Here is a 12,688-nt window from a genome sequence, read left to right as displayed (position 1 = left end):
CACATGGAAGCGTTTAAAATCGCCTTGTTTGAACAGGAGCACGCTGGCTCTTTTCCTGCGTATCGCTCTCTGCCGTCTGCAGAAGGCCGAGCGTTGCAGGCCCGCCTAGCCAGCCGGTTTGGGTTGACAGCTTCCAGCACGGCCGGAGCGTTCGAACGCGACTTAGCCTCGCGCCAGACCTACCACCAGGCAAATGCGGAGCAGGACTTTGCTTTGCTGCCGACGTTCACGGCCCTAGGCATTGCGCCCTTGCCCGAACTCTTTGTCAATTGGGCCCGATTTGAGGAAGTGGACGCCTTTCAGACGGCCGACGTGGCTCGCTACTTCGACGACCTCTGGTATCCCGTTGCCGACGACATTGATTTATTCGATGCCAGCCTGAGCTGGCTCGTCTCCATTCGGCACGACGGCGTGGTGAGTGTTATTCGCTGAACCCTCGATTCAGTGAAAGGTCGGTTTGCCTTCGGACCGTTTTCCTAAACGGACCTTCTAATTTTGTGAGCATCTATTACACTCACCCCTTGCCATGAGCGGCCCCTTTACCATTCGGCGTGATGACGAAGCGTTGGACAAGCTCATTCACACGGACCAGCTGCAACCGCTGCTCAGCAACGCGAAGTGGGTCAAGCTCTTGGGCCTCTTGGTGCAGATTTGGCCGTCTGTCCACGCCTGCCGCGTCAAGCTCATCTGGGAAGCGGCCAACGTTGACAGAACGTTGCTGTTCGACGAGGATACGAGTTACGCGTTCGACTACTACGCCAACGCCATGGAAAGCATGGTTAGCGGCCGGCCCCGGTTGGGGGGCTGGGTGGCGTACAAAGAAATCGAATGGGTGGATTTTCCTCGTTTTCCAGCGGGCGGGGAGCCGCAGGACCTTGGGCAATTGCAGCAGCAACTCGCGCAGATTGGTCAGTTTAGGGTGGAGGAATCAGCGGATAACTTACGCCTCTATGCTTATCTGCGGCCTTAGTGCCCTTTGGACCAACAATACGCTCCTTTTTCTGAACAACTCGGGACATGACCCGTCCTGAAAAGCGTTGACCATTTGTCCGATCCTGGAAAAAAGTTGTCAGTTTTTCGGTGAGAGATCATGACGCCTTCGACTGCCTAACTAAAGGCGACCGGCTCAATCGACCAGCTGGTAGTCGGCGGAAACCGCGCCTTTGAGAAGGCGTGCCGGCGGGTGGTCGAGCTTCACGCTGAAAGAGTAAAATGCCGATCCGGAATACAATGCGTTCAGTTTGGCCTTGCTTCCGGCTATTCGAATGGCCGCCAGTGCTGCTCAGGGGGATGAAACCAGGGTAAGCGGGTATTCTCTGACTGGCTCCGGAGCCCCTTCGGCGGTAGAGAAAAGGTTTTATATTGTCTGGCCAACAGCCGCTAAAACAGTCCTGCCCGCGGGATTTTTACCAGACAAGGTCGCCGGCTATTTCTCCCTTTGAGCGCATGCGTAGCTTTTTCGAGGTTTTCTGGTTCGCGCTGGCTTATCCGGTGTCGCTGCTGCTGGCTGTGGCGGTCGGCTATTGGTTTGCCGAGGTGCATTATCGCCGCCGGAACCGGATTTGGAAGCCCTCGGGCATTGAAAGCGCGCTCATCACCATCTTCGGCCTGCTGCTGTCCTTTACGCTGCTCTCGTCCAACAATTCGCTTAAGGAGCGCACCGCCCTGATTCACGAGTCGTCGGATGCCGTGGGCGAACTGTACCGGGAAAGCCAGCTACTACCCGTTACCGGGCCTGCCGTCCGGCACCTGCTGCGGCAGTTTCTGGCCCTGGAACTGGCCGAGCACCGTCCCCGGCCCGCCCATAATCCGGTCCACATCCGCCAGCTGGAAAACCTTTACCGTCGGGCCTGGGGGCAGCTGGCCAGCGGGCAGGGCAGCCACCCGCCGCCGGTTGAGGAGCTGCGCCGGCTGTTGCCTGCCTTCAGCCGGCTCAACGCTGCCACCTCCCGGCTGCACTATTCCAACCAGGAAGGCACGCCCACTTCGATTATCGTGCTGCTGCTGCTCTCGTCCTGGGCCATTGGCGTGCTGGTGGGTTTTACCAACAACGCCCAGGAAACGCGCCACTACTTCGTGCCCGTGCTATTTATCATCATCTCCGTGCTCACCATCCAAACCATCCGCGACCTCGACAACCCGGCCCTGGGCTTCATCCGGCCCAGCTACGGCAACCTGCAGGACTTGCAGCGCTTCATCGGCCAGAACCAACCGCCGGCCCCATGAAGCCCCTAACTCTGCGCTACCGGCTCAGGGCTGCGGAGCGCAGGCAACTTTACCCAGTACGTACTGGTAGCCTTGTTCGGGGTTGGTTAACACCCATTTCCCGTTTTCTTCGGTCCGGGCACCCTCGCGCCAGCGCAGCGAGTCGCCGGCCAGCGTGAAACGCACCTCATGCACCTGCGTCTGGCCCTCGCCCATCCGCTGCCAGTCGGCCACAATTTGCTCGCCGGTCAAGGTGCCGGTCAGCGGGCCCCGGGCCCGGTCTTTCTCGGCCGGCAGCACGGCCAGCTCGCCCGTCACGGTCGCGCCGCTGATGCGTAGGTTTACCAGCGTGGTGTCGCCCCCCACTACCTGCCGGTAGCATAGTTGCCGGGGCTGGGCCGTAGGCGTCGTTTCCGATAGGTCAGTTGGCGAGGTGGCAGTGGTCGTTGAGCGGGTGTCGCAGCCGCTTAGCAGCGCCAGCAGCGTCGTGGCCAGCAGCAGGGGGCCTGAGTTATTCTTGTTCATGCGTTGGCAGGTTATAAGCTGAGGGGCTGAAGAGAGGATAGTTAGGGCGGTGGACCGCTTACTTTTCCGGCACGGGTGGGGCAGCCTGAAACCGGGCCACCACAGCCGTGCCGGCGCGCAGTTCCAGAGCTTCATCGGTCACGTAGTAGGTCTGCACGGTACCCAGGGCCTGTACAAAGCGGGTTTCGGCGGCGGCGGCGGGCCCTGGGCACAGCATGCGCGTGGTGGCCAACGGGGAGAACTTCAACTGGCCCCCGGCCAACAGTTCGAAGGTGCCGTTCAAACGGTTGCAGCCCGTAGAACCACCCACGCGGTCGGGCGGAAAAAATAGCAGGTGCGCCTCCCTGGCGTCGCCGGTCGGCGCCACGGGCTGGCCGGCGACTTCCGTCAGGGCCCAGCGGTGCGCAAACAGCTTCTCGCTGCCTCCGCCCACCGGCTCGGTAATGGCCGAAGTCGGGCCAGGGGCTGGCGGGGTGGTGGCGGGCGGCGGCGCCGTGTCAGTAGTAGTGGTGGTAGCGGGGGTAGTGGGGGTAGTGGCCGGGCCGGTGGCCTGGCAGGCGGCAGCCAGTAGCGTGGCTCCGAGTAAAAGGGTTCTGGAGAGCATAGCGTGGAGGGATGAAGTAGGAGCGAATCAGTCAATTTTTTTAAAGACCAGCGTGCTAGTACGGTTTTCTAGCGTCAGTCGGAGGTTTTCAATTCGGTAGCTAAACGAATTCCCGGAAAGTGCGCCCAGGAATTTGCGCTCGAAGGGGAGGGCCGGGCAGGCCAGCATCGTGCCGCGTAGGGTGCCAAACTTTAGGCCTGCCCGCTCCGGTGTCAGCGAGCCGCCGAAGCCGTTGCAGCCGCCAAAGCCCAGGGCCTCCGCGCGGGTCAGGTTCAGCTCCAGATACGGCTTGTCCTTGGTGGTAAACTGCGCGGCGTCCACGGCCTGCCCATCAACTGATTCTAGGGCCCAGATATCGTGGAGCCGGTAGTCGCCCAGGTAACGCCCGCAGCCGGCAAACTCGCGGGCGGCCGGCTGGGCACTCGTCCGGACCTGCACCGTGACGGTGTAGGGCAGCACTTCGCCCGACATGTTGTTGGTACAGGGGCGCTGCGCAATGGTCACGGTCAGCTCCCCGGCCGCAGATAGGGCCCGGTAGCGTAGTACGGGCGCATCCTGGGCCTGGCTGGGGGCCGGCAGGGGCAGCACCAGCGAGTCGGCCCCCGCTACGGTGCGAAAGCGCATCTGCCCCTTGGTCAGCTCCAGTGACCAGAACGGCTCACTGCCCATCGCCACGAAGTCCACACCGCGGCCGCGTTGGGCATCCCAGCGGCTGGCGGGTTCGGTTTTTTCGGCCCCTACCGGCCCACTGCTGGCTGGCTCGGCGGCGGCGGGCGGGGTGAGCTCCGGTCGGGCGGGGGCGCAGGCTGTGGCGAGCAGGCTCAGCGGAATTAAAAGCGCGTAAGATTTCATAAATCGACTTTTGGGAGTGGTTGTCTCCGTTGTTTTGGACCGGTAGCGTGGCCCGCTGGCTCGCCTGCTGCAATCGGCCTAGCTCAGCAAGCTGGCCAGGTCAATTTGGTCGAGGTAGGGCTGCAGATAAACGGACTCGTGAAAGGCACGCAGGATTTCAAAATCGGAGGGGGTAGGAAAGTGGATTTCCACGAAAAAGACGTCCACCTCATACACGCGCACCAGGCCCGCCGCGCCCACCGGCCGGGCCGCCAGGTAGTAGCCCTGCTCCCAGACGTAGGTGAGCTGCGCGGGGGGCGGCAGTTGATTGAATGCCGCGAGGGCGCGCATGATTTCCGCCGCTGATGCCATTCTGCCGCGTCCTTAGGTGAAGACCGGCCGTAAACGTAGGGCACTCATTGGGCGCGTACAAGCCCGGCCCGGCCCAATCGCGTTACACTTTCTAATATGTAACAACATCGCCCGACGCTACCGGCGCGGGGGCCGGGCAACCAGCTTATAATCAGGCCGAAGGCGCTATCTGGGCCAGGTACTCGGTGGGCGTGCAGCCGGCAAGCTTCGTGAAGGCCCGGAAGAAGGTGGTGCGGTTGCTGAAGCCCGCTTCCAGGGCCAGCCCTTCCAGTGTCAGCTGCCGCCATTCGGCCCGGCCCATGCGAGCCTTGACGTAGTCCACCCGGTAGCGATTGAGAAAGTCGCTGAAATTCATCCGGTACTCCTGGTTGATGAGGGCCGAAAGCAGGTGCGGCGGAACGCTGATTTCGGTTGCCAGGTCCTTAATAGTATAGCCCTTCCGCCGAAAGGGCTCCTGCTGCATGTGCCCCTCCAGCAGGGCGCGGTACGCCTCTCGGCGCTCCTCACTCAGCGAATGGGCTCGCGCCGGGTCTTCCTTTTTGGTGAGCTCAGGCGCCGCCGAGGCGGGTGCCCCGGCCACAGTGGTTCGGGGTGCTGCCGGCAACTGGCGCAGTCCGTACAGTATCTGGGGCTGAAAGAACAGCAGGGTGGAGGTCACCAGCAGGTAGCTGCCCAGCGCGCAAACGGCGAAGACGGTCGCGTACGTATTATGAACCGGCAGCACCATGGCCAGTAGCACGGGTGGGTAGAGCAGGGTGTTGAGCAAGGTGAAAAGGCGTAGCCAGCGCAGCAGCGCGTGGTTTTCGTGGCGGCTGGCCGCACCTGCCCGGCGGCTGAATTGCCACAGCAACCGCCATTGCAGCAGCACGAAGGCCGTCCCAAAGACCATCTTGAGCACCGGATGGTAGTAGGCCGGCAGCAACCCTTCCCGCTGCTTGGTGACGCCCGCCACATCCACCAGCAGCCCCTCCAGGTACTGGTACTTGTAGGCGGCGCTGTGCAGCAAAAACGGCAGCAGCTCCAGCGTGTGCAGCCCGAAGGGTACGAAAAACAGCCAGTCGAAACGGCGAAACCCGATTTCCCGGTACAGCACCGCCCGCACGTAGAGGTAGGCGCAGGGCGCGACCAGGTAGTGCAGCGGCATGTTTACCCGGAACAGGTGCGGCACCAGGAAAATGGAGTGGTTGATGAGCAGCGCGCTGGTCAGGGCAAACAAGGCCACGCTGAACAGCGACACGCTCAGCAGGCGGTTGGCGTGGCGCAGCACCGGACTCACGAACGCCAGGATAAGGCTGACCAGCGTTCCGACAAAAGCACACACGAACATGAACACGGTCAGTAGTTCGGCGTGGTCCATGGAAGGCAAATCCGGTATCATGCGGGCGCAGGGTTAGGGCCACAAGTGTATTCCCAGTGCCAGAAACGAAGGCCAGCTAGCTGGTCGTCGCCGCAAGCAGTTGCTGTTGGAATATCTATGCTTAGTAATATACAGGAGAATTTTTAAAGTCCGGGCCCAACCCGTTACCCCGCCAAGCACCTCCGACCAAGCTCCGACACCGGGCAAACCGGCCGTTATGAACGCAAGCCGCGCTGGTTTAATAAACTTTATACCAGGCTATTAATGCTGCTGCTGCCAGCTGTTGGGTTCTAACCTGTCACATATTGCAATATGTAACAGGTTAGAACCAGGCGGCCTTGCTTGCCCAAATAGGAGGCTATAGTATTACAGTTGAAAGTGGCTGACTAGCAGCCCGCGTGGTGTTGGCCCCACGGCTCAAGAGCCGGCGCGCCGAGCTCCCCCTGGTCCCTGCTCGACCAGCTAACCTTTTCCAGGCGACTCTAAAACCCATATGGTATGTGCAAACTACTGACCCAGGTTGGCCTGGTATCCCTGCTTATTTTGTTGCTGGGATGGACCTTACCTGCCACTGCCCAGGTGTCTGTCCAAGCCGGAATATCGCGCGACTCACTGGTGCGGGTCTACGATACCCGCACGATTTACGGCTATGGCGACAGGTATATCATGGGCGGCCGGCAGCTGCCGTTTCGCAAGCTGAAGACGGAGTTTGCCGCCGGCGTAACCAGCGACCTGTACCGGCAGGGCCGGCAAGACCGGGCCGTGAGCCGCCTGTTGGGCGTGGGAGCCATCGCGGCGCTGGTAAGCAGTGCTATCATTCGCAAAGACCAGCGGGCGGGCGGCATTGCCTTGCTGGTGGCCGGTATTGGTCTCAACCTAGGGAGCCTGCGCTTTACTAAAAAATCTACCGAGCTGGTCGACCGGGCCCTGTGGCTACGCAATAAGGACGTTCTATTGGGCGCCCGCTGAATCCGGCCTTCCGGGCCGCCATCCCCCGGTCCTAACTGCCCCGACAGGATGCATCCCGTCCACACCTGCCCCCAGCCTTTACGCGCTATGAAAGGATTCGCAACATTTCTCTCACTTCTGAGCTTGCTGCTGGCCCGGAGCCCCGCGGCCCCAGCCCAGGCCAACAACGACGGGCTGGTAGCGGCTACGGAGGCGGGTCAGGTCCGGGGGCAGCGCGTGGGGAGCGTGCTCGTCTTCAAGAGCATCCCCTACGCCTCCCCGCCCGTGGGGGAGCTCCGCTTTGCGGCCCCGGCCCCGCACCAGCCTTGGCCAGGCGTGCGCGATGCGACCCAGCATGGCCCAACCGCGCCGTTTAACCGCCCACCGGACGGGGACATCGACGGCGAGGCCATTTTCGGGTCGGGGTGGGTGAAAGGCGACGATTACCTGACCACCAACATCTGGACGCCCGCCCTGACCGGGCCACCCCGGCCCGTGCTGGTGTTCATCCACGGGGGGGCGTTTGTGCTGGGGACCAGCGACGTGCCGCTTTACGACGGTACAACTTTCGCCCAAAAGGGCGTCGTGCTGGTCACGCTCAACTACCGGCTGGGCATCGAGGGTTTCCTCAAAATCCAGGGCGTGCCATCCAACCTGGGTATCCGCGACCAGCTGGCGGCCCTGCGCTGGGTGCAGGCCAACATCGGCCGCTTCGGCGGCGACCCGGCCAACGTAACCATCTTCGGCGAGTCGGCCGGGGGCATGAGCGTGGCCACGCTGCTGGCCAGCCCCGCCGCCAAGGGCCTGTTTCGGCGGGCCATTCTGATGAGTGGCTCGGGCCAGGGCGTGCTCAGCGGCGAGCAGGCCGACCGCATCGCGGCCAGGTACGCCCGCGTGCTGGGCATCCGCAATACTGCCGAGGCCTACCGCCGTTTCACCCCCGAGCAGCTGTTGGCGGCCCAGCAAAAAGTCACGCCCAAAATGGTGAAGCTCGATACTGATGACTACGCCGACCCGGGCTCGGGGGCCGTGCTCTATTTCCCGGTGATTGACGGTGACATCGTCCCCGCCCTACCCCTGAGCAGTATCCAGCAGGGGGCCGGTAGCGCCGTGGACGTGCTGGTGGGCTACAACTCCGATGAGGCCAATTATTTCCTGATTCCCACCGGGCTGCTAAAGAAAATCAAGTCCAACCTCGTCCTGACCCTGGCCGCGAAGCGGCTTCACCCGGCGCCGGCCGCCCTGATTACGGTGTACAAGCAAGCCTACCCGACCAAGAGCCTGGGCGAGCTGTTTTCTGCCATGGTTACGGCCTACCAGTTTCAGGTGCCCTCCGTGCGGCTGGCCGATGCCCACGCCCGCCAGCCCGGCCGCACCTACATGTACGAGTTTGCCTGGCCTTCCTTGGTGGTGGGCGGCACCTACGGAGCCTACCACGGGCTCGGGCTGCCCTTCGTCTTCAACCAGCGGGCGCTGGTAACGGGGCCGCGCGGCATGCTGGGCCCCGAAGGTGGCCCCGCCGAGCTGGCCGAGAAGATGCAGGACGCCTGGGTGGCGTTTGCTAAAACGGGCAGCCCCGGCTGGGCTCCCTATACCCCTGCCGAGCGCCAGACCATGCTGTTCAATACCAGCTCGCAACTGCAGACCAATCCGCACGCGAAGGAACTCCGGGCCTGGGAAGGCGTGCGCTAACGGAAGGGAGAGGGTAGGGGTATGGCCCCGGTTTAGCCAACGCTGCTGCAAAAGCGTCGATTAGCGCGTCATTTTTCAACCACTCACCGCCGGCCACCGCTGGCCTATTCTGCCTTTATAATGAAACTTCCTCTCTTCTTTTGCGCGCTGCTAAGCGCGCTCCTGGCTTCCCGGCCCGGTGTGGCCCAAGTAGTAGTTCAACCCACGCGGCCCCAGCCGTCTACCCCGCAGCCACCGCGCCCGCAACCACAGCCACCCATTCAGCCAACGCGACCACAGCCGCCGCGCCCGACCATCCAGCCGCCGCGCCCGCAACCACCCCGCCCAGCCATTCAGCCGCCGCGCCCGCCCGTCAACAGCTGGGTTCCCGTGGCCACTATTGCATTGCGCAGGCCAGCCGGGCAGGCCGGCGCAGCGCTGAGCGGGGCCAATCAGCGCTTCCGCTACCTTAAACTCCGGGTCAACAACCGGGCCCTGACCCTGGACCACCTGCTGGTAAGCTTCGACTACGGACCGGCCGTTAGTCTGCCGCTGCGCTACCGCCTGGTGGCGGGCCGCGACAGCGCCCCACTTAACCTGCAACGCCTACAAGGCCGCCGCATCAGCCGCGTCGACCTCTGGTATAGCAGCGACGCCGGGCTGTTCAATCCGGTCAGCGTGACCGTCCTCGGCCTGCGGTAACCTCTTCGCCCCGTAGCCCGGTCCCTGCCAATGGCTGTTCTGCCAAATGCTCTTTCAATTCCAACGCTCTTTTAACTCTTTCTACGCCCATGGAACGACTTTCAACTTATTCCGAGCAAGTACAGGCTATGGTTCTGCTCTACCTGCCGCGCGTGGTCATGGCCTTGGCGGTGCTGGTGCTGGGCTGGTGGATTATCCGGCAGGTGAGCCACCTGGCGTCGCGGGCCATGGCGAACCTGGATGTGTCGTTGCGTGGCTTCCTGACGAGCATGGTGAGCGTGGTGCTCAAGGTGTTGCTGCTTATCAGCGTGGCGGGCATGGTCGGGTTGCAAACTACCTCGTTCGTGGCCGTACTCGGGGCGGCGGGGCTGGCCGTAGGCCTGGCCTTGCAGGGCACGCTGGCCAACTTCGCCGGCGGGGTGCTTATCCTGATGTTCAAACCCTTTGAGCCCGGCGACCTGGTCGTGACCCAGGGCCAGACCGGCGTGGTGAAGGCCATTCACATCTTCAACACCATCTTAACTACGCCCCAGGGCGACACTATTATTCTACCCAACGGAGCCCTCTCCAACAGTATCCTGGTCAATAAAACTGCTGAGAAACAGGTGCTGGTCGAGGTGCTGCTGGATGTGGCAGCCCAGACTAACCTCACCGAGCTGCGCGCCCTCGCCCTGCCGCTACTCGCGGGCCATCCGCAGGTGCTGCCCAACCCCGCCCCCAGTCTGGGCATCGTGGCCCTGGTGCCCGGCGGCATGAGCATCGCCTTCCGCGCCTATACCCTGCCCCAGGACAACGCCGCAGTGTACGGCACGCTCATCGAGCAGCTTCAGGGCGTGCTGCTCCAGCACCACATTGAGGCACCGGTCAAGAAACCGAAAAAAGAGAAGAAGGCGGCGTAAGCGCAGTTTTTGCCCTTCCCCTAACCCGGTCCCATGAAGCATAGCTACCAGCCGGCCGCCGGCTCCATTCCGCTCCAGCGCTGGCTAGGGTTGCTGCTGCTGGCGCTGCTGCTGCTCGGTGCCAGCGCCGCTAGGGCTCAGGCCCCGCCACAGCGCCCGCGCATTGGCCTGACACTGAGCGGCGGCGGGGCCCGCGGACTGGCCCACATCGGCCTGCTCAAGGCCCTGGACTCGGCCCAGGTGCGGGTCGACTACGTGACCGGTACGAGCATGGGGGCCGTGGTGGGCTCACTCTACGCGGCCGGCTACTCGGGGGCCGAGATTGAGCAGATAGCCCAGGGACTCGACTGGGACGCGCTGCTCACCAATTCGGCCCAGCTGAGCACGATTACGCTGCCGGGCAAGGATGATTTCGGGCGCTACCTGGTCGAGCTGCCAGTCGTCAAGGGTAAGTTTCAGCTGCCGAACGGCGTGATTGAATCCGAGGAGCTGTGGCTCAAGCTCAGCGAATTATTCTTCCCCTACTACCGCACCAAGGACTTCTCCCAGTTCAAGCGCGAGTTTCGGTGCGTGGCCACGGACATCATTTCCGGCGAGCCGCAGGTGCTACGCTCGGGCGAAGTCGTGGCGGCCATCCGGGCCAGCATGGCCATTCCGTCGGTGTTCACGCCGGTGCAGTACCAGGGGCGCCGGCTGGTCGATGGCGGGGTGGTGCGCAACTTTCCGGTGTCGGAAGTGAAGGCCATGGGCGCGGACGTTATCATCGGCAGCAACGTATCGGCCGGGGCCTACACCGAAGCCAGCCTGCGCAGCCCCGTCGATGTGTTGCTCCAGATTTCTTCTTTCAAGGATAACGCGGATTTCCAGGCCCAGAAGGCCTTGTGCGACATCTACGTCGACTATCCGCTGGGCGACTACTCCAGCGGCAGCTTTTCGGCCGCCGCCCCCATCACGGCGCTGGGCGTGCGGCGGGGCCGGGCGGTATTTGCGCAGCTTAAGGCGCTACGCGATTCGCTGGATGCGCGCTATGGGCCGGCCCCGGCCTATCCGCCCGCCGCGCCCCGCGCCGACTCGGTTTACATCGAGGACTATGCGGTGCGGGGCTTGGCACCGGCCGCCGAGGCCCTGCTGCTGCGGCAGCTGCGGCTGCAACCCCGGCGCTACTACTCGGCCCTGCAGCTGTCGGACGCCATCCGCGACGCGTTTGGCACGCGGGCGTTTCGCAAAATCACCTATTCGCTGCTGCCCGCCTCCGACTCGTCGGCCCGGCTCATGCTCGACGCTGAACCGGCTCCCGCGGCCCGCATCGGGTTGGGCCTGCACTACAATTCGCTGACTGGCATTGGCCTCATCGGCAGCCTGACCGTCCAGGACAAGCTCGCGCCCGCCTCCACCAGCCAGGTAGCGGTCAACATCGGTGAAAACCCGCGCCTGCGCCTCAAGCACGTGCAGTACCTGGGCCGCCAGCAGCGCCTGGTGGGTCGCCTGCTGGCCCAGGGCGAGCGGGTCAGCATCACTACATACAGCACCAGCTTTAAGAAAGCAGGCCTCTACACCCAGAGCTACGTGCTGGCCAACGCCCAACTGCTCCGCCTGCTCGACCGCAACCGCGCCGTGGGCCTGGGCACCCGCTACGAGTACGGCCGCTTCACCCCCGAAATTACCTCCCGCCTCCAGCTTGATGGCCGCATCCGCCTGCTCAACAGCTACGTATTTTACGAGGCCAATACGCTCAATGCCGTCGCTTACCCCACCTACGGCCGCAAAATCGAGGTCGAATACGGCTGGGTGTATCAGCAGCGGCCTGCTTTCAAGCTACTGAGCGACACCGTAGTAATCGGCACCGAACAGTCGGCCAACCTTTCCTTCCGGCCCTACGAGCACTCCCGGCTGAACGTGGAGCAGTACTTGCCGCTGACTAAGCGGGCGACGTTGCAGCTGCAGGTGCAGGGGGGCGTGAACCGGCGCTACCGCCAGGCCATTGCCAACGACTTCGTAATCGGTGGCCTCAACGGCGTGCTGCGCAACCAACTCACCTTCGCCGGCCTGCCCGAAACCGGCCTCTATACCGGCAGTGCCCTAGCCGGGCTCGTGGGCTACCAGTACGCCCTGAGCCCGAAGATTTTCCTGACGGCCAAAGCCAATGTGCTCTACTACGGCTTTATCTCCAACCAGGCGCGTCCGCAATCCGCCCGCCTAGCCTACGGCGGGGCCCTGAGCCTGGGCCTGAACTCCTTCCTGGGTCCCATCGACGTGAGCCTGATGTATTCGGACGTAGCGAAAAAGCTGCTGCCCTACTTCAACATCGGCTTCCCCTTCGGCTACCACTAGGCCAGGTCTGGATGTTGGAGATTTGGCCGATGACAGACCATGATTCCCAGCGGCGCCGGGCTGTGAAGGGCTGCCTGAGCCTAACGAACGGCACTTCCATTGCTGCTAACTTCTACGAACGGCGTTTGCTGGTGCACTTTATCCAGGGAGCATTGACCATCGACCAAGTGTGTGCCTTGCTCGATGATCGAGCTTCGTGCGATATTTATCCTCGATTCAGTGTAAGGCCGCGTTTACCTTCGG

13 protein-coding genes are annotated in these 12,688 nt (G+C 63.0%); 8 read left to right on the top strand and 5 right to left on the bottom strand.

All coding sequences use genetic code 11. The features are described 5' to 3' along the window. Positions 1 to 123 precede the first annotated feature (123 nt). The 3 genes from HW554_RS19475 (at position 124) to HW554_RS19465 (ending at position 2,226) form a co-directional block, all read left to right on the top strand. The gene (locus HW554_RS19475; protein ID WP_176910204.1) at positions 124 to 432 is read left to right on the top strand and encodes a hypothetical protein; all 309 of its coding nucleotides are present in this window, start codon (positions 124 to 126) and stop codon (positions 430 to 432) included. Positions 433 to 526: 94 nt separating this feature from the next. After that, a complete protein-coding gene (locus tag HW554_RS19470; protein ID WP_176910203.1) occupies positions 527 to 970 on the top strand; it encodes a hypothetical protein in 444 nt (147 codons plus the stop codon). Positions 971 to 1,446: 476 nt separating this feature from the next. After that, complete coding sequence (locus HW554_RS19465; protein ID WP_176910202.1) at positions 1,447 to 2,226, top strand: bestrophin-like domain; 780 nt, start codon at positions 1,447 to 1,449, stop codon at positions 2,224 to 2,226. Between the two features lie 24 nt (positions 2,227 to 2,250). Here the strand turns inward: HW554_RS19465 and HW554_RS19460 are convergent, their stop codons facing one another. The 5 genes from HW554_RS19460 to HW554_RS19440 form a co-directional block, all read right to left on the bottom strand. Continuing rightward, positions 2,251 to 2,730, bottom strand: coding sequence for a hypothetical protein (locus HW554_RS19460; RefSeq protein ID WP_176910201.1), 480 nt, complete (start codon positions 2,728 to 2,730; stop codon positions 2,251 to 2,253). 58 nt (positions 2,731 to 2,788) lie between these two features. After that, entirely contained in the window at positions 2,789 to 3,334 is a 546-nt protein-coding gene (locus HW554_RS19455; protein ID WP_176910200.1) for an META domain-containing protein, read from the bottom strand. Positions 3,335 to 3,361: 27 nt separating this feature from the next. Then, positions 3,362 to 4,186, bottom strand: a complete 825-nt coding sequence (locus tag HW554_RS19450) for an META domain-containing protein (protein ID WP_176910199.1) — start codon at positions 4,184 to 4,186, stop codon at positions 3,362 to 3,364. A gap of 78 nt (positions 4,187 to 4,264) precedes the next feature. After that, positions 4,265 to 4,516, bottom strand: coding sequence for a hypothetical protein (locus HW554_RS19445; protein ID WP_176910198.1), 252 nt, complete (start codon positions 4,514 to 4,516; stop codon positions 4,265 to 4,267). A gap of 172 nt (positions 4,517 to 4,688) precedes the next feature. Then, positions 4,689 to 5,894 (bottom strand): helix-turn-helix domain-containing protein, encoded by a 1,206-nt coding sequence (locus HW554_RS19440; protein ID WP_176910197.1) that lies wholly within the window; start codon positions 5,892 to 5,894, stop codon positions 4,689 to 4,691. A gap of 498 nt (positions 5,895 to 6,392) precedes the next feature. On the opposite strand from HW554_RS19440, the gene HW554_RS19435 reads away from it, so the two are divergent. From HW554_RS19435 to HW554_RS19415, 5 genes are all read left to right on the top strand, one after another. Beyond that, positions 6,393 to 6,863: a hypothetical protein gene (locus HW554_RS19435; protein WP_176910196.1), complete on the top strand. Its 471-nt coding sequence runs from the start codon at positions 6,393 to 6,395 to the stop codon at positions 6,861 to 6,863. An 87-nt stretch (positions 6,864 to 6,950) separates the two neighbouring features. Continuing rightward, entirely contained in the window at positions 6,951 to 8,534 is a 1,584-nt protein-coding gene (locus tag HW554_RS19430; protein ID WP_176910195.1) for a carboxylesterase/lipase family protein, read from the top strand. 369 nt (positions 8,535 to 8,903) lie between these two features. Next, positions 8,904 to 9,215 carry a hypothetical protein gene (locus HW554_RS19425; RefSeq protein ID WP_176910194.1) on the top strand — a complete coding sequence of 104 codons (312 nt, stop codon included), beginning with the start codon at positions 8,904 to 8,906 and terminating at the stop codon, positions 9,213 to 9,215. Positions 9,216 to 9,304: 89 nt separating this feature from the next. Beyond that, on the top strand, positions 9,305 to 10,114 hold the full coding sequence (locus HW554_RS19420) for a mechanosensitive ion channel family protein (RefSeq protein WP_176910193.1): 810 nt from the start codon (positions 9,305 to 9,307) through the stop codon (positions 10,112 to 10,114). A 33-nt stretch (positions 10,115 to 10,147) separates the two neighbouring features. Then, positions 10,148 to 12,445, top strand: coding sequence for a patatin-like phospholipase family protein (locus tag HW554_RS19415; protein WP_176910192.1), 2,298 nt, complete (start codon positions 10,148 to 10,150; stop codon positions 12,443 to 12,445). Positions 12,446 to 12,688 lie beyond the last annotated feature (243 nt).

Origin of the sequence: Hymenobacter lapidiphilus (assembly GCF_013377885.1) — a bacterium.
Taxonomy (GTDB): domain Bacteria; phylum Bacteroidota; class Bacteroidia; order Cytophagales; family Hymenobacteraceae; genus Hymenobacter; species Hymenobacter lapidiphilus.
Note: the sequence above shows the minus strand (reverse complement) of the source record. Positions and strands in the feature narration are given on the sequence as shown.